The sequence below is a fragment of the Erythrobacter sanguineus genome (assembly GCF_900143235.1).
GTDB lineage: Bacteria > Pseudomonadota > Alphaproteobacteria > Sphingomonadales > Sphingomonadaceae > Erythrobacter > Erythrobacter sanguineus.
This window is the reverse complement of record NZ_FRDF01000017.1, coordinates 59,618-76,818: the sequence shown is the minus strand read 5'-3', so window position 1 is coordinate 76,818 and position 17,201 is coordinate 59,618. Positions and strand designations below refer to the sequence as shown.

The 17,201-nt window shown below is 63.9% G+C and carries 15 protein-coding genes; 7 read left to right on the top strand and 8 right to left on the bottom strand.

Going from position 1 to position 17,201, the window contains the following annotated elements; all coding sequences use genetic code 11:
• The first annotated feature begins 33 nt into the window (after nucleotides 1-33).
• The 4 genes from BUA05_RS13540 (at nucleotide 34) to BUA05_RS13525 (ending at nucleotide 3,093) form a co-directional block, all read left to right on the top strand.
• Complete coding sequence (locus BUA05_RS13540) at nucleotides 34-825, top strand: tryptophan 2,3-dioxygenase (RefSeq protein WP_072675550.1); 792 nt, start codon at nucleotides 34-36, stop codon at nucleotides 823-825.
• The gene (gene kynB, locus BUA05_RS13535) at nucleotides 822-1,448 is read left to right on the top strand and encodes an arylformamidase (protein ID WP_072675549.1); all 627 of its coding nucleotides are present in this window, start codon (nucleotides 822-824) and stop codon (nucleotides 1,446-1,448) included. Before BUA05_RS13540 ends, kynB begins: the two co-directional genes overlap by 4 nt.
• Nucleotides 1,445-2,668 carry a kynureninase gene (gene kynU, locus BUA05_RS13530; RefSeq protein WP_072675548.1) on the top strand — a complete coding sequence of 408 codons (1,224 nt, stop codon included), beginning with the start codon at nucleotides 1,445-1,447 and terminating at the stop codon, nucleotides 2,666-2,668. Before kynB ends, kynU begins: the two co-directional genes overlap by 4 nt.
• A gap of 185 nt (nucleotides 2,669-2,853) precedes the next feature.
• Nucleotides 2,854-3,093 (top strand): ribbon-helix-helix domain-containing protein, encoded by a 240-nt coding sequence (locus BUA05_RS13525; RefSeq protein ID WP_072675547.1) that lies wholly within the window; start codon nucleotides 2,854-2,856, stop codon nucleotides 3,091-3,093.
• Here BUA05_RS13525 and murA read toward each other — a convergent pair.
• On the bottom strand, nucleotides 3,090-4,370 hold the full coding sequence (gene murA, locus BUA05_RS13520) for a UDP-N-acetylglucosamine 1-carboxyvinyltransferase (RefSeq protein WP_072675546.1): 1,281 nt from the start codon (nucleotides 4,368-4,370) through the stop codon (nucleotides 3,090-3,092). The genes BUA05_RS13525 and murA overlap by 4 nt on opposite strands.
• Before the next feature lie 141 nt (nucleotides 4,371-4,511).
• On the opposite strand from murA, the gene BUA05_RS13515 reads away from it, so the two are divergent.
• Nucleotides 4,512-5,390, top strand: coding sequence for a UTP--glucose-1-phosphate uridylyltransferase (locus tag BUA05_RS13515; RefSeq protein WP_072675545.1), 879 nt, complete (start codon nucleotides 4,512-4,514; stop codon nucleotides 5,388-5,390).
• Between the two features lie 241 nt (nucleotides 5,391-5,631).
• Here the strand turns inward: BUA05_RS13515 and BUA05_RS13510 are convergent, their stop codons facing one another.
• From BUA05_RS13510 to glnE, 7 genes are all read right to left on the bottom strand, one after another.
• Nucleotides 5,632-6,213 (bottom strand): type IIL restriction-modification enzyme MmeI, encoded by a 582-nt coding sequence (locus tag BUA05_RS13510; protein WP_178139187.1) that lies wholly within the window; start codon nucleotides 6,211-6,213, stop codon nucleotides 5,632-5,634.
• 64 nt (nucleotides 6,214-6,277) lie between these two features.
• Nucleotides 6,278-7,570, bottom strand: coding sequence for a cytochrome P450 (locus BUA05_RS13505; protein WP_072675544.1), 1,293 nt, complete (start codon nucleotides 7,568-7,570; stop codon nucleotides 6,278-6,280).
• Entirely contained in the window at nucleotides 7,567-9,120 is a 1,554-nt protein-coding gene (locus BUA05_RS13500) for an acyl-CoA synthetase (protein WP_178139188.1), read from the bottom strand. The genes BUA05_RS13505 and BUA05_RS13500 overlap by 4 nt, the downstream gene beginning before the upstream one ends.
• A 325-nt stretch (nucleotides 9,121-9,445) precedes the next feature.
• Nucleotides 9,446-10,192: a M23 family metallopeptidase gene (locus tag BUA05_RS13495; protein WP_072675542.1), complete on the bottom strand. Its 747-nt coding sequence runs from the start codon at nucleotides 10,190-10,192 to the stop codon at nucleotides 9,446-9,448.
• Between the two features lie 107 nt (nucleotides 10,193-10,299).
• Nucleotides 10,300-11,091 carry a ferritin-like domain-containing protein gene (locus BUA05_RS13490; RefSeq protein WP_072675541.1) on the bottom strand — a complete coding sequence of 264 codons (792 nt, stop codon included), beginning with the start codon at nucleotides 11,089-11,091 and terminating at the stop codon, nucleotides 10,300-10,302.
• Between the two features lie 23 nt (nucleotides 11,092-11,114).
• Complete coding sequence (locus BUA05_RS13485) at nucleotides 11,115-11,588, bottom strand: peroxiredoxin (RefSeq protein WP_072675540.1); 474 nt, start codon at nucleotides 11,586-11,588, stop codon at nucleotides 11,115-11,117.
• Nucleotides 11,588-14,341 carry a bifunctional [glutamate--ammonia ligase]-adenylyl-L-tyrosine phosphorylase/[glutamate--ammonia-ligase] adenylyltransferase gene (gene glnE / locus BUA05_RS13480; protein ID WP_072675539.1) on the bottom strand — a complete coding sequence of 918 codons (2,754 nt, stop codon included), beginning with the start codon at nucleotides 14,339-14,341 and terminating at the stop codon, nucleotides 11,588-11,590. The genes BUA05_RS13485 and glnE overlap by 1 nt, the downstream gene beginning before the upstream one ends.
• 116 nt (nucleotides 14,342-14,457) lie before the next feature.
• Here glnE and BUA05_RS13475 point away from each other — a divergent pair, with 116 nt between their 5' ends.
• Nucleotides 14,458-16,161: a M28 family metallopeptidase gene (locus BUA05_RS13475; protein WP_072675538.1), complete on the top strand. Its 1,704-nt coding sequence runs from the start codon at nucleotides 14,458-14,460 to the stop codon at nucleotides 16,159-16,161.
• Nucleotides 16,162-16,168: 7 nt separating this feature from the next.
• Complete coding sequence (locus BUA05_RS13470) at nucleotides 16,169-17,158, top strand: agmatine deiminase family protein (protein ID WP_084662718.1); 990 nt, start codon at nucleotides 16,169-16,171, stop codon at nucleotides 17,156-17,158.
• The last annotated feature ends 43 nt before the right edge of the window (nucleotides 17,159-17,201 follow it).

The window sequence follows — 17,201 nt, the reverse complement described above, 5'->3', positions numbered from 1 at the left end:
TGGCAGTAGCCACACGCCGGGAGCGCAGGGCTCATATCTGATAACGTCACCTACGCGAGCTATCTCGACCTCGACCGCATTCTTGCGGCGCAGCACCCTTCGTCAGAGGCGCATGATGAATTGTTGTTTATCATCGTCCATCAGGCGAGCGAGCTTTGGCTCAAGCTATGCCTGCATGAACTGACCGCTGCGCGCGCGTGCATCGAGGCCGATGACCTGCGCCCCGCCTTCAAGATGCTTGCCCGGGTGGCCCGCGCACAGCAACAGCTGATCCAGAGCTGGGATGTGCTGAGCACCATGACCCCGCATGATTATTCGGCGATCCGCCCCTATCTTGGTGCCTCAAGCGGGTTTCAGTCGGCGCAGTACAGGATGATGGAATTCATGCTTGGTGGGCGCGACGGCCAGCACATAAGGTTACACAAGGACAATGCCGGTTGGGCTGGGGATCTGGAGGCCGAGTGCGGGCGGGCAAGCCTGTATGATGCAGCAATCCGCCTGCTGGCCAAACGCGGCCTTGCTGTCGACGAGGCCGCGACAACCCGTGACCCAACCACATCTTATGTGCACAATAGCAGTGTCGAAGCAGCATGGGCGGCAATCTACCGCGACCCGCAGGACCATTGGGATCTCTACGAACTGGCCGAAAAGCTGGTCGATCTCGAATACCACTTTCAGCGCTGGCGCTTTGGCCACCTGAAGACAGTGGAGCGGATTATCGGCTTCAAGCGCGGGACTGGCGGGACCCCGGGCGTTCCCTACCTTGAAGGGGTTCTTAAACAGGCCTTTTTTCCCGAACTCCTGAGTGTCAGGACGGCAATATGACCCGGCGCATCTGGGACATATCGCAACCACTGCGGCCGGGTCTTCCGGTATGGCCGGGCGACACCGCCTTCCGCCAGACGAGCACGTGGCAGATGGGCGAGGGATCGCCAGTCAATGTCTCAGCGCTTACCTTGTCGACCCATGCGGGCACCCATGCCGACGCGCCGCTTCATTATGCCGATGACGCACCAGACATCGCCAGCGTGGAACTGGTGCCTTATCTCGGCGAGTGCCTTTTGATCGATGCGCGCGGTGCGGGGGCGCTGATCCTGCCCGAACATCTTCCCGACCTGGCAGCGGCGGAGCGGGTGCTGTTTCGCACCTTCGATACCTTCCCGCATGATGCATGGGTGGACGAAACCACTGCTATTGCTCCGGAAACGATCAATTTGCTTGCAGCGCAGGGAACCCGGCTGGTGGGCTTGGACGGGCCTTCGATCGATCCGCAGACTTCGAAAACGATGGACGCGCACCTTGCCGTGCTACGTCACGATATTCGCGTGCTCGAAGGGCTGATGCTCGATGCCGTGCCACCGGGCCGTTACGAATTGATCGCGTTGCCGATGGCGATTGCCGGCGGCGATGCCGCGCCGGTGCGCGCCGTATTGAGGGAACTGGCATGACGCCCGAACAGCGCGCAGCAGAATTCGATGCAGCCGATCCGCTCGCGGCCTTCCGGGAGCGTTTCATTCTACCCGAGGGTGTGATCTATCTTGATGGCAACTCGCTGGGCGCACTGCCCAAGGCGACGCCCGAGACGATGCAGCGGGTCATCGGACAGGAATGGGGAGAAGGCCTGATCCGATCGTGGAACAGCGCAGGCTGGTTCGCGGCGGCGCACCGGATCGGAGCCAAGATCGCCCCGCTGATCGGGGCTGGCGCGCAAGAGGTGATTGCCTGCGATTCAACCAGTGTAAACCTGTTCAAGCTCATCGCCGCGGCCTTGCAGATGCGACCCGGACGCAAGGTCATTTTGTCCGAACCGGGCAATTTCCCAACCGATCTCTACATGATCGCCGGACTGAAACGGCAGGGTCTCGCCGACCGGCGGCTGGCGGCGCGTGAGCGGCTGACGCAAGCGCTGGACGAAGACGTTGCGCTATTGCTGCTCACGCATGTCCATTACAAGACCGGGCAGATGCACGACATGGCCACACTCACCCGTGCCGCCCATGAGGCAGGCGCGCTCGTGCTTTGGGACCTGTCGCATTCGACCGGGGCGGTGCCCGTCGACCTGCGCGGTGCAGACGCGGATTTCGCAGTCGGCTGCGGCTACAAATACCTGTGCGGCGGACCCGGCGCGCCGGCGTTTGCGTTTGTCGCAGACAGTCATCACAGCGACCTTGGCCAACCGCTGACCGGCTGGTTCGGCCATGCGGCGCCATTTGCCTTCTCCGACGATTACAAAGCTGCGCCGGGCATAGAGCAACTCTTGTGCGGCACATCGCCGGTGCTGGGGCTTGCTGCGCTGGAAGTAGGGGTCGATCTGATCGCGGAGATCGGCGTTACACGGCTCTACCAGAAATCGCAGGCGCTTTCTGAATTCTTCCTTGCCTGCCTCGCCGCGCACGGCATCGCGCTCGAATGCGTCAGCCCGCCAGAGAGCACAGCGCGCGGCAGCCAGTTGTCGTTCCGCCATCCGGAAGCCTATGCGATCTGTCAGGCGTTGATCGCGCGCGGCGTAATCGGCGACTTCCGTGATCCCGATGTGCTGCGACTGGGCTTTGCCCCTGCCTACCTCTCCTTTGCAAACATCGCCGCCGCCGCCCGGCATCTGGTCGAGGTACTGGACGGCGGCGAGTGGCAGCACGAGCAGTTCAGCCAGCGGGCCGTGGTGACCTGAAAATAGCCACTCGCCGCGCGCGGTCGTCGGTCTTGCAGCACCGATATTGCCATGCACCAAGACAGGATACCCTCGCGGGGGAGACCCGTTCGGGAAATTGGCTGGAAACGCGAAGGTGCCTCCAACGGGCAACAAAGTGTCCGGGCGGTGACAAACGGGCGGCGCGACTGCTATTGCATGAGCAGATGGACGCGCCCTCTGCCTATCACCCGCCGGTCAAACGCTCGATTGCAATTGCCGGGCACAAGACCTCGATCAGCCTCGAGCCGCTGTTCTGGGACATGCTGCGCGCGGCGGCCGGGGCCGAGGGGATTGCCATTGCCGCGCTGGTTGCCCGGATCGATGCCGAGCGAATCAAGTCACCCAGCCCGCCCGGCCTTGCCAGTGCGATCCGGGTGTGGCTGGTGGTGAACAGGCCAGATTAGTCGTCCACCCGCTCGATATCCGCGCCCACCAACTGCAGCTTCTCCTCCAGCCGTTCATACCCCCGGTCGAGGTGATACAGCCTCCGCACAGTCGTCTCGCCCTCGGCCGCGAGGGCGGCGATCACCAGGCTCATCGATGCGCGCAAATCGGTCGCCATGACTTCTGCGCCGGTCAGTCGTTCCACCCCGCGCACGATCGCGGTGCGGCCTTCGGTCGTGATATCCGCGCCCATGCGCGCCAGTTCGGGCACATGCATGAAGCGGTTTTCGAAGATCGTTTCCTTCAGCACACTCGCGCCTTCGGCCTTGCACAACAGCGCCATCAGCTGCGCCTGCATGTCAGTGGCAAGGCCCGGATAAGGCGCGGTCGTGAGATTGGTGGCCTTCAGCGCACCATTGGCTTTTACGGTGATGCTTTTTGCATCCCACGTCACTTCGCAGCCGATGGCTTGCAGCGCATGGATCGTCGCCATCATCTCGTCAGCGCGCGCGCCTTCAAGCCTCACTTCGCCTCCGGTCAACGCCGCCGCGCAGGCGTATGATCCGGCCTCGATCCGGTCCGGCATGACACGGTAGGTCGCGCCATGCAGGCGCTTGACCCCGTGGATGGTGATGCTGGATGTGCCGATCCCCTCGATTTCCGCCCCCATCGCCACCAGCATGTTGCACAGGTCGACAATTTCAGGCTCGCGCGCGGCGTTGAACAACCGGCTGGTGCCGTTCGCCAGCACTGCGGCCATCAGCGCATTTTCGGTCGCGCCAACGCTGACCACCGGAAAATCGAAATCCCCACCCGGCATCCCGCCATCGGGCTGCACGGCGCGGACATAGCCAGCGGCGAGTTCGATATGCGCACCGAAGGCTTCCAGCGCCTTCAGGTGCAGATCGATCGGGCGGTTGCCGATCGCGCAGCCGCCGGGCATCGACACGGTCGCTTCGCCCGCGCGGGCCAGCATCGGGCCGAGCACCAGGATCGAAGCGCGCATCTTCCTCACCAGGTCATAGGGGGCGACCGTGGAGGTGATCCGCGTCGCCTCCATGCTCATCACCCGGCCGAAATCTTCCGGGCGGGTGCCCTGAATGACGGTGGTGACGCCAAACTGGTTCATCAGGTGCTGGAACCCGTCGATATCCGCCAGCCGAGGCAGGTTGCGCAGCGTCAGCGGTTCTTCGGTCAGCAGCGCGCAGGGGATCAGGGTGAGCGCGGCGTTTTTCGCGCCCGAAATCGGGATCGAGCCGGAAAGGCGGTTGCCGCCGCGAATAATCAGTTTGTCCATGCTCCCGCCTTAGCGAAAAGTGCTTTTCGTGCAACTCGCAGGCGCTGCATGGTGATCAATCATTGACCTCCCAGATACAGCACGGCACGGGTATGCGCGACGGGTGCACGACCTATCGATTTCATCAGCCGAAGGTGCAAGATGTCTCCCAAGCCGATCCGCAAAGCCGTCTTTCCTGTCGCCGGGCTTGGCACCCGCTTTCTGCCGGCAACCAAGGTGGTTCCCAAAGAACTGCTCCCTGTGGTTGACCGCCCGCTGATCCAATACGCGGTGGACGAAGCGCGCGAGGCCGGGATCGAACAGATGATCTTCGTCACCGGGCGCGGCAAGACCGGGATCGTCGAGCATTTCGATATCGCGTTTGAGCTGGAAAAGACCATGACCGAGCGTGGCAAGGATCTTTCCGTGCTTGAACCCACCCGCGCCACACCCGGCGATGTGATTGCGGTGCGCCAGCAGGTGCCGCTGGGCCTCGGCCATGCAATCTGGTGCGCGCGCGCGATTGTCGGAGACGAGCCTTTCGCGATCTTCCTGCCGGACGAACTGATGGTCGCGCGTGAAGGTGGCACCGGCTGCATGAAACAGATGGTCGAGGCGTATAACGAGGTGGGGGGCAATCTGATCTCGGTGCTCGAAGTGCCGATGGAACAGGTGTCCAGCTATGGGGTGATCGATCCCGGCGCTGCGGATGGCGCATTGACCGAGGTCCGCGGGCTGGTGGAGAAGCCTCCGCTCGCCGAAGCCCCGTCGAACAAGATCGTTTCGGGCCGCTACATCCTCCAGCCCGAAGTGATGCGGGTGCTGGAACATCAGGGCAAGGGCGCAGGCGGCGAGATTCAGCTGACCGACGCGATGGCGAAAATGATCGGCCAGCAGCCCTTCCACGCGGTGACGTTTGACGGCGCACGTTACGATTGCGGGAGCAAGGTCGGCTTTGTCGAAGCGACGCTGGCGATTGCGCTTGCCCGGCCCGACATGGGCGCAGAAGTGCGCGCGATTGCGGAGAAGCTGCTGGGATAGCACCCCCGGCCCCGCGTTGTTGGAGACACATGAGACACTGTCCAGAGACGAAAAACCCCGCCCCCCACTGCGCCTCGCAATTGCGGCAGAAGAGGGGGGGCAGCGCGGTCATGCTGGCAACCCTGACACGGCGCGGGCGCGTAGGAAAGCGGCGCAATTGCACGAGGCGCGCGGGGCATTAGGCCAGCGCGCCAGGATGCTGAGGCATCACGCGCTGGAAATGCCCAGGCGCCGAACGGGCTTAACCAGTGCTTCGTAGCGCCCGAACAGGTGTTCCACCCGGTCGCGGTCGCTGACGAAGGGGGTGCGAGACGACTTTGGTCGGTAAGCCCATAAGCTCCGTCGCCTTGATGGTGACGCCCGCCTGCGTGTCGAAGCTGACTTTGCGGCCCAGCATGAAATCGAAAGCCGATATGTGCTTGTGCAGGTCCTGAAGGTGGAAGCGCAGCTCCTTGCGTTCTTCCAGATCAAGCAGCCGCCAATTCTGGAAATCGCAGGTCAACACAAAACGGGGCTGCTCACGCTCGGGCAGCCAATCGAAATAGTCGAGCGCTTGCGACTGCGCGGCCAGCAGATCACGGCCCGCGCTCTTCTGTTCGACGATCAGCGTACCCGGCCAGAACAGGTCGATGAAGCCTCTCCGGGATGCATCGAAGCTGTCGACCCGGCGCTCGAATGAGCCGACCTGACGCACGCTGATGCCGAAGATCTGGAAGAAGGCGTTATAGAAAAGCTGGGTTTCGCCCTTCTCGTAATGGGCGTGCTGCCATTCATCACTGAACGCCTTGGCGCGTCGCTTGATTTCGTCCCACCCGAGCCTCATGACCCGAAAGCTAGGACAAACGCCCCAGATTTAACAGGATAATCGGTCGGGACGATTGGTTTATCTACGCCGCCCTCACCCGCAGCGGCAGGGTCTTCAATCCGCCCACGAACGTGCTGCTTGCCCGTTGCGCGTCACCCGCAGGTTCGACCGCTGCCACCCGGTCAAGCAAGGCTTCAAACAGGATCTTCATCTCCAGCCTTGCAAGGTGCAGACCAAGGCACTGGTGCGCGCCCGCGCCGAAGGCGAGGTGCCGGTTGGGAGAGCGGGCTGCGTCAAACCGGCGCGGGTCGGGGAATTGTGCGGGATCGTGGTTGGCCGCGACGTAGTTCATCATCAGCCAGTCGCCCGCCTTCACCTGCTGCCCGCCCAGTTCCACGTCCTCGGCAGCGGTGCGCATGAAGTGCTGCACCGGCGTGGTCCAGCGGATCGCTTCCTCGACAATGCCGGGGAGCAAGGACCGATCGGCACGCACACGGGCCCATTGCTCAGGGTCATGCGCCAGCGCCTGCATTGCGCCCGCCGTGCTGGCACTGGTGGTATCATGCCCGGCGGTGGCAACGATGATGTAATATCCCGCCATGTCGCGCGGGGGCAGCGGCTGGCCATCCACCAGCGCGTTCGCAATCACGCTGGCGACATCGTCGGTCGGGTTGCGGCGGCGATCCTCGGCGATCCCGGCGAAGTAATCCTCGAAGTTTCTGACCGCGCCTGCAACCAGTTGCACAACTTGCTCCGGCGTCATCCGATCCATCCCGCTGCCCGACAGATCCTTGTCCTGCCCGCCGAACAATTGCTGGGTGAGCATCTGCATCCGCGGTTCATCTTCTGGCGGCACGCCGAGGATCTGCATGACCACGCGCAAGGGATAGGGGCCGGAGACTTGCTTAACGAAATCGAGCTCCGGACCTTGTTCAATCATCCGGTCGACCGTCCGCGCCGCCAGCGCCCGCAGTTCATCCTCCAGCTGCGCAAGGTTCCGGGGCATGAACCATTCTTGCGTCAGCTTGCGATATTTGGGGTGGATCGGCGCGTCGAACACCACCAGCGAATCGACCAGCATGTTCGATCCGGTCGCCGCACGGCTGAATTCAATCGCCTGGTTGAAGCTGAACACCACCGGACGCGGATTGTTGAGGAAGGTCGCGTTGTCCTTCGAAATCCGCATCACATCGTCATAGCGGGTGACGAGCCAGAACGGGTCGAACAACCCCGGCGCATCGGGCTCCACCTTGGCAACCGGCATGGTGTCACGGATATGATCAAAGGTGTCGAGCAGCCCGCCCCACGCGGCATAGGCATGCGGATCGATGACCCGACGCGCGAGATCGCCGGTAAGGACAGCCTCGCCGCTCATGCGGCGGCTTCTTTCGCTTTCGCCGCGTATTCATCGCGCAACTCGCGCTTATAGAGCTTGCCGTTGGCCTCGCGCGGCAGTTCGGGGCGGAAGTCGAACAGCTTGGGCATCTTGATCTTGGAGAGACTGGGAGCAAGGAAATCGCGCAGTTCCGCCTCCAGCGCCGCCGCCGCATCAGCCCCGAGATCACTGGTGTCCTTGGGCTGCACCACGGCCACGACCTTTTCGCCCAGATCAGGACAGGGCGCACCGATCACAGCAGCGTCCATCACCTTGGGATGCGTCACCAGCAGGTTCTCGATCTCCTGCGGGTAGATGTTCACCCCGCCCGAAATAATCATATGGCTCTTGCGGTCGGTCAGGAACAGGAACCCGTCCTTGTCCAGGTGCCCGATATCGCCGAGCGTCATCCAGCCTTTGGGATGCATCGCCTCGGCGGTTTTGGCCGGGTCATTATGATAGGTCGGCAGGTTCTCGTTCTCGAAGAAGATCAGCCCGTCCTGATCGGGGGCAAGCTCCTCGCCCTCCGGCCCGCAAACGTGGACCTTGCCGTGCACCGCGACGCCGACCGTGCCGGGCTTGGCCAGCCAGTGCTCGGACTTCACCAGCGTCATCCCGATCATCTCGCTGCCGGCGTAGTATTCGTTGACGATCGGGCCCCACCATTCGATCATCTCGCGCTTGATCGGCACCGGGCAGGGCGCGGCGGCGTGGAGCGCGCGCTGGTGGCTCGACAGATCGTAGCGCGTGCGCACCGCCGGATCGAGCTTGAGGAAGCGCACGAAATGGGTCGGCACCCATTGGCTGTCGGTCACCTTGTAGCGCTCGATCGCTTTCAGAGCCTCCTCGGGGTCGAACTTTTCCATCATCACCACGGTCCCGCCGAGCCGATGCACGACCGAACACCAGCCAATCGGCGCCGCGTGGTAAAGCGGGGCGGGGGACAGATAGACCATTGAGCCGTCCGTTGGCATTCCGGCACCCATGACCGCCAACCCGATCAGCGGTACGGGGGCCGCGGGATCGGGATCTTCGGGCGGGGCCGGGCGGATGCCCTTGGGACGCCCGGTGGTGCCGCTGGAATAGAGCATTACCATACCCGCGCTCTGACCCGGGATCGGATCGCTCGGCTGCGCGGCGAGAGCGGCGGCGAAACACTCGCCTTCGCCAGCGTCCATCACCAGTACGTTGAGATCGGGGCATTCCTTGCGGATATCATCCAGCATCGCGGCAAAATGGCCCGAGGTGATCAACAACTTCGCCTGCGCGTCACGAATGATATAGGCCGCTTCCGGCGCGGTCAGGCGTGACGAGATCGGCACCAGCATCGTGCCTGCCCGCTGCGAACCCCAGATCAGGGTGAAATATTCGATCCGGTTTTCCAGCAGCACCGCAAAAGCATCGCCCGCACCGATTCCGTGCGCGCGCAGAAGGTGGGCGAAGCGGTTCGATTCCGCCTCCATTTCGCCATAGGTGATCTGCTTGCCCGACCCCGTCATGATGACTGCGGGATGATCGGGACGGTTCGCGGCGTGCGCGATCGGATGCATCGACATTTCTCTCTCCCAACCAGCATCGCCCGTTCACGTGGGCGCGCCGACATTCTCTCTGGCGCGAAATCTAGCGGGAGAGGGGCGGCTCGCAAGCAAAAACGGTATGGAAAATGCTACTTATACCAATGCTCAATGAGCGTGACTCATCGCGCATTGGTTATGCCGTTCCAGCGCATTATGCGCCAGCATCTTGGCGCGCTTGTGTTAATGGCCGAAATGTCACGCACGGAGTGGACAAGAAAAAAGGCGGCGGGATAACCCGCCGCCATGTTCGGACACCCTCTCCAATGTCCGGCCCGCCTACAGCGGGCAATCTTTTCTGTCAGTCGCCCCCAGCCCCGGTCAATGCGCGATCCCGGGCAAAGGCGAGCTGTGCCTCGCTTTCTACCATATACGGAATCGGATTGACTGCAACCCCGTCAATGCGGACTTCATAATGCAGATGCGGCCCGGTCGAACGGCCGGTCGATCCGACATAACCGATCAGGTCGCCCTTCTTGACATTGTCACCAGCAGCGACCGCGAGACGCGACAGGTGGGCATAGCGTGTCTCCATGTCTGCACCGTGATCGATGCTGATATAAAGGCCGTAGCTCGAAAACCAGTCTGCCCGGCCAATCAGCCCATCAGCGGTGGCGTAGACCGGCGTACCGGTCGGCGCGGCAAGATCGATGCCACTATGCTTCCGGCGGCCACCAAGCACTGGGTGGGTGCGCATCCCGTAGCCACTGGTCAGCTGCGCCCCTTCAAGCGGCATCCGCGAAGGGACCGAAACTGTTGGTCGGCTGAAAGGTGCCGAATAAGCAGCCTGAGCCCCGGACCCGACTGTGGGGCTGGTACGCTCGATCGCGGTCCAGCTGGCAAACAGCGATTTGAAGCGCTGGTCGCCCATGCCGAGCGGCTCGGCCTGGCTTTCCCGCACCGGCTCGACGATGTCGGCGCTGGCGGTCGCGGCGTTGGCGGAGTTGGCAGAATTCGCAAGGGCCGGTGCAGCACCAGCGCCAGAAAGCAGGAAGGCCGCGCCGCACAAGGCGGCGAGCTTCGACAATTGGCGCACGGCAAACTTCATACTGACCCGGTCCCCGAATGCGGCCCCAGACTGGTCTGGCGTGCCGTTGGACTTTGAAGCGCGTCTTGTGCGCGATCTTGTTCGATCGTGGTTATGCGGGCGAGTCGTTAATGCGCAATCTCTGCGTAAAATTCACGCGACAAACCGGCTGCAAGACGCGCCGAGTCGTTGAACGGCGGCTTAATGGCCCCGCGAAAGTGCCTTTTTACCAAGGTCTGCCACAGGGATTCGGGGCTCGCCTGCGCCATTCCGGCACAGCGCAGAAAGTGCTTGGTGCCGATTCCGACGTGACGGATTTCGTCGTCAAGGATGCGGGCGAGAATTTTTGCACCGCCGGTATCGCCCGCAGCTTTTACGCGATCGAGCGTGGCCGGAGTAACGTCCAGCCCGCGCGCTTCGAGTACCATGGGCACTACCGCAAGCCGGGCGGCAATGTCATGACGGGTAGCATGCGCTGCCTCCCACAATCCGGCATGTGCAGGCAGCGCGCCGTAATGGCTGCTCAAGCTTTCAAGCTTTCTTGCCAACAGCGCAAAATGCATCGCCTCGTCCGCCGCCACGGCGAGAAAATCGCCGACGAATTCCTCGCCCATCTCCGCCCCGAAACGCCCCGCCATATCGAGCGCGAGGTCGATCGCGACGAATTCGATATGGGCAAGGCTGTGCCACAGCGCGATTCGTCCCCGGTCCGATCCGAACTTGCCCCGCTTGGGCATCCGGTTTGGCGGCAGCAATTCAGGGGTTTCGGGCCAGGCAGGCTGATCCGGCATCGTGACATCGAACCGCCATACCAGCGCGCCCTTTCGCCAGTCACGCGCCACCGCGCGTGTGGCAAAGCACTTGGTCCGCGGGTCTGCGGTCAGCAGCGCGGCGCGGATAGCCGAAGCGACGGATTGCATTGGCGGCGTCACAGCGGATGTTTTCAGAGCTGCTGGGCCGCAGCCAGCACTTCCTCGGCGTGGCCCTTGACCTTCACCTTGTCCCAGATCTGCGCGATCTTTCCCGAGGCATCCACCAGATAGGTCGAGCGGACCATGCCCATATAGGTCTTGCCGTACATCTGCTTTTCCGCCCACACGCCGAGCGCGTCGGACAATCCACCTTCCTCGGCATCGCTGGCAAGCGGCGCGGTAAGCCCGTGCTTGGCAATGAATCTGGCATGCTTTTTCGCCGGGTCCTTGCTGACCCCGAGCAGCTTCGTACCCGCCGCTGCGAATTCATCCTTCAGCGCTGAGAAGTCTTTGTTCTCTGTGGTGCAGCCCGGGGTGTCATCCTTGGGGTAGAAGAAGATTACCAGGTTCGAGCCGGCAAAGTCGGACGGCTTCACGCTGCCGCCTTCGGGGGTCTCCATTGCGATATCGGGGATCTGGTCGCCCACCTTGGGAAAATCGCTCATCAATCGGTCTCCTGTTCGCCTTCGAGAATGTCCGTCCCGAGGATTTGTTTCCAAACGCCTGCAACCCTCTCGCGCGCTTGCCCGAAGGATCGCAGAAGATCAGAGTAGGTTTGGCAGTCACACGCCCGCGCCAACGCCAGCGCCCCGCCCGGCGGAGGCTCGCGCCCATCGGGGGCGAGCAGGCGCCCGGCGACCAGCATCCTGCTCATCAGCGCGTGCGGAGCGGCCATGTCAGCGGGCAGCAGTCCTGCCGCGACGAGCCCTTCAAGCGCTACGGCGATATCGGGGTCGAGCGCCCGCGGTACACTGTCGCCAAGCGGCGCGCCCTCCGCCGTTTCGCCCTTCAGTTGCAGATAGTGGACAAGGAATTCGCAATCCACCAGCCCGCCGCGCAGCAACTTGGCATCCAACGGCCCACCCGGCTGCTTGTGGCGGGCCATTTCGGCGCGCATGGTCAGAACCGCCTCGCGCAGCGCCGCCTTGTCACGCGGGGCGTGCAAGACCTGATCCAGCACTGCTTCCAGTTCGGCCCGTGCCTGCGCGGAACCGAACAGCACCCGCGCGCGGGCGAGCGCCATGTGCTCCCACGTCCACGCGGCCTCGCGCTGGTATTTGCCAAAAGCCTCGCAACTCACCGCCAATGGCCCCTGATTGCCCTGGGGGCGCAGCCGCGTGTCAACTTCGTACAGCGCGCCCTGCGCCGTCGGCACCGAAAGCGCGGCGCTGACCCGGCTGGCAAGGCGGTTGTAATAGACCGTCGCTCCCAGCGGGCGCGGCCCGTCCGACTGCGCGGCGAAATCGCCAGTGAACAGATAGACGATATCGAGATCGGAGGCATGGGTCAGCGCTCCGCCGCCGAGCCGGCCAAGGCCCAGCACCACCAGCTCGCTGCCGGGCACACGGCCATGTTTGAGAGCGAATTCCTCTGCTGTCGCCTCCGCTGCCAGCATCAGCGCTGCCTCGGCGGTGCGCGACAGTGCGCGGGCGATATCGAGCGGATCGGCTAACCCCTCGATCAGCTGGACGCCGAGCGCAAAGCGGATCTCGCCGGTGATCACCCGGATCGCATCGAGCAGCGCCTCGTAATCCTCGCGCACAGCTGCGCCCCGCATTCGCGCGACAATAGCGGGAATATCACCCGGCAGGTCGAGCGCGTGCTTGTCGAGCAGGGTGTCGAGCAGCTCAGGCTTACGCGCCAGTTCGTCCGACAGCACCGGAGCAAGCGTGAGCGCGGCCACCAGCCGGTCAATCAGATGCGGGCGGGCGGCGAGGAGGCGAAAAGTGGTGATCGCGCTCGGCACGCTTTCGAGAATGCGCTCCCAGCGGGTGAGGGCGCGCATGGGATCATCGCTCGCCGCCATGGTTTCAAGAAGTGCCGGACACAGCCGGTCCCACGCCGCCACGGCCTGCGGCGAACGGATCGCAGCATGGCGCCCGTCGCGCCAGCTCTCGATGCGTTCAGCCACTGTTTCCGGCTCCTCGAAGCCGAGCGCGCCGAGTTGCTGCACAAGGTCGCTCACTTCGGCCACCGGGAGCAGCGGTGCCTCGGGCGCGCCGATCAGTTCTTCATAGATACGCGCGGCGCGCTCTGTAATTTCGGTGAGTTCCATTACCAGCGCCGTTCCGTCCGCCAGCCCGTCAAGCTGCGCGACATTGTCGAGCGCCTCTCCCTCCGGCAGGCTATGGGTCTGGCGGTCATTCACCATCTGCAAACGGTGTTCGAGTTCGCGCAGCCGATCATAGGTCTCGCCCAGCGCAGCTGCATTCTCCACGCTGATCCAGCCTGCTGCAGCCAGCGCGTCAAGCGCCGCACGGGTGCCGCGCACCCTGAGCGAGAGGTCACGCCCGCCATGGATCAGCTGGTGGGTCTGGGCATAGAATTCAATCTCGCGGATGCCGCCGCGGCCGCGCTTGAGGTCAAAGCCGGGGCCGGGCGTAGGCGGGCCTTGGTGGCTATCGCGGATGCGCTGGGTCAAGGCGCGGATCTCCTCGATCGCGCCGAAATCGAGCTGGCTGCGCCAGACGAAGGGCCGGATCAGGCCAAGAAAATCCTCGCCTGCGTCAATGTCACCGGCGGCGGCGCGGGCGCGGGTAAAGGCCGCACGCTCCCACGCCAGCGCCTGACCCTGATAATGCGTCAATGCAGTGCCGATCGGAACCGCGAGCGCGCTGATCTCGCTTGCGGGCCGCAAGCGCAGATCGACCCTCAGCGCATAGCCATCATCGGTATTGCCTGACAGCAACGCAACGATCCGCCGTGCATAGCGCTGCGCCGCCTCGCCCGGATCATCGGTGCTGCGGCGCGGCAGGCGGTCACGGTCGTAGAGGAAAATCGGGTCAATGTCGGAGGAGTAGTTGAGCTCGCCCGCACCCTGCTTGCCGAGCGCCAGCGCGATAAAGCCATCCACGCTGTCCTCGCCGGTGCGCTCGGCGATCGCGGCGCGAATTGCGCGGTCCAACGAACGGTCGGCGTAATCCGTCAGCTTGGCAACCACCCGCGCGAGCGGCAAGGCCCCGGCAAGATCGCACAGCGCCACAGCAGTCGCCAGCGCCAGCCGCTCGCGCCGCAGCGCCACCTCGACATCGGGATGCTCGCCCTGCGACCGCGCCCATGCCAGCGCCGCCTCGCCCTTTCCGCCAGCGAGCAGTTCCGCCAGTTGCGGCTGCCGTTCAAGCGCACGGGCGAGAAACGGAGCGTGGGCGCGGGCGCGGCGGAGCGCTCTGTCCCAGTCGGCTTGGCTCGTCTCTCCCATCACGAGCCTCTCTGGCCGCGCTTTGCCTCGCTCGCAAGGCCGCATGCTTGCGCGCCGCCTTGCGCTCTGCAATTGAGGCCCGCACGCCAACCGGCCCGAACGGGAGAAAGCCAGCCATGCGCACCAGACTAGCCACTATCGGGATCATTGCTGCTGGCGCAATCGCGCTGACCGGCTGCGACGCGATCCCCGGCATGGGCGGCGGCGAGATCGCGCTCGACATCCCCGAGGTCGAAGCGGGGGTGATTTCGGAAGAAACGATGAAGGATGTCACCCGCATCCTTTCCAGCGACGAATTCGAAGGCCGCATGCCCGGCACCCTCGGCGAGGAAAAGACCATCGCGCTGCTGACCGAGCGGTTCGAAAAGGCTGGGCTGAAGCCCGGCAACGGCGATTCGTGGCTGCAGGAAGTCCCGCTGATCGAGATCACCGGCAAGAATTACGCCCCGCTCACCATCACCAATGGCGAGACCGATCTGGTCTTTGATTTCGGCAGCGAATGGGTCGGCGTGACCTATCGCGAGGAAGCCAAGACCCAGGTTGCCAACAGCGATCTGGTGTTTGTCGGCTATGGCATCAACGCGCCCGAGAAGGGCTGGAACGATTACGCAGGCGTCGACGTCAAGGGCAAGACGGTGGTGATCCTCGTCAACGATCCCGACTGGCAGACCGAAGGGCTGGACGGCCCCTTCGGCGGCAAGGCGATGACCTATTACGGGCGCTGGACCTACAAGTATGAAGAGGCCGCAAGGCAGGGCGCGGCGGGCGCGCTGATCGTGCACGACACCGCGCCTGCCAGCTATGGCTGGAACGTGGTGGAAAGTTCATGGACCGGCCCGCAGGCCTATGCCCAGCGCGGCGACAATGCGCCGCCGCTGACGCAAATGAACGGCTGGGTGCAGAAAGATGTGGCGCGCGAAGTGCTAAAGGCTGCCGGACAGGATCTGGATGCGTTGAGCAAGGCGGCCAAGCAGAAGGGTTTCGAGGCTGTGCCCTTGGGCATGAGCGCTTCGACCAGCTTCGAAAGTGACTTCCGCAGCTTCACCTCGCACAACATCATCGGCATCCTGCCCGGCAGCGAGGCGCCAGACGAATATGTGCTCCACACCGCGCACTGGGACCATCTCGGGCGCTGCACGCCCGCGCCTGACGGGGACAATATCTGCAACGGCGCGGTCGACAATGCCACCGGCACCGCCGCGCTGGTCGCACTGGCCGAAGCCCATGCCAAGGCCGGCCCGCCGCGCCGCAGCCTCGTATTCCTCGCCGTGACGGCGGAGGAATCGGGCCTGCTCGGTGCCTATTACTATGCCGCAAACCCGCTCTATCCGCTGGCGCAGACGGTGGGCGGGATCAACATGGATGCGTTTCAGGTGGCGGGGCCTGCCAGGGACGTGACCGTGGTCGGCCCGGGCAAGTCGCAGCTTGATCGCTTCCTCGATGCCGCGCTCAAGGCCGATGGCCGCGTGGCGACGCCCAATCCCAAGCCCGAAGCCGGGTATTATTATCGCTCGGATCACTTCGCCTTCGCCAAGGAGGGCGTGCCGATGCTCTATATCGACGGGGGCGAGGATCTGGTCGAAGGCGGGCGCGAGGCCGGGGCGAAGGTCGCGGCCGACTATACCGAGAACCGCTACCACGGCCCCAAGGACGAATATAACGCGAACTGGGACTGGTCAGGCGTGATGGGCGACCTGCAGCTGTTCTACCGCATCGGTCGCAGCATCGCGATGAGCACCAGCTGGCCCAACTGGAACGAGGGCGACGAGTTCAAGGGTGTGCGCGATCAAGCCTGCGCGGCGGCTGAAAAGGGCTGTTGATCATCTCATGACCGCGTTGATGCCGCCCGAATGGGCGCCGCAGGATTGGCTGTGGATCGGCTTTCCCCATCTGGCTGAGGAATGGCCCGGCTGGCTCGAACCCGCGCAGGAGCAGATGGCCGGTTTCGCCAATGCCGTAGCGGAAAGCGGGCAGGCGGTGCGGCTGCTGGTGCGCAATGAGGCCAACGAAGCGCGTGCGCGCCAGCTCGTCAGCGCGAAGGTGACGCTCGAACGGCGGGTCTATGGCGATGTGTGGCTGCGCGACACCGGGCCGCTGGTGGTGTTCGAGGGTGGAGAACGCGCCGCTCGGCGGTTCAGCTTCAACGGCTGGGGCGGCAAGTACCTGATGCCGGGCGATCAGGAAATCGGCGCGGAACTGGCGCGCGACGCGGGGCTGCGGACTGCCACCTCAGCCATGATCCTCGAAGGCGGGGCAGTGGATGGCGATGGCACCGGGCTGGTCGCCACCACCGAACAATGCCTGCTCAACCCCAACCGCAACCCGCAGATGGACCGCGCCGGAATCGAGGCCGAACTGGCCGCACAGCTGGGTTTCACCCGCGTGCTGTGGCTGGGCGATGGCCTGATCAACGACCATACTGATGGCCATGTCGATAATCTTGCGCGCTTTGTCGGCCCAAACCGGTTGGTCGTACCGCAAGCCACTGGTGCGAACGATCCCAATGCGGCGATCTACGACGATGCAGTGGCCCGCGCCAAGGCGTTCGGGGTCGAGGTCGTGCGCATCCCCTCGCCCAGCCTGATCAAGCGCGACGGCGTGATCGAACCGGCCAGCTATGTGAACTTCGCCATCACCTCGCATCTGGTGGTGGTGCCGACCTTTGGTTCACCGCATGATTCCGAGGGCGTGGCCGCGATTGCCGCGCTGTTCCCCGATCGGGAGACCATCGGCCTGCCGGGTGGTGCCGTGCTGGCAGGTGGAGGGGGTTTTCACTGCGCCAGCCAGCAGATGCCCGCCGCGCCGCCCGCCGCTTAACCTTTCCTTAGCAACTTGGGGCGATGGTGCGGGTTATGAATCG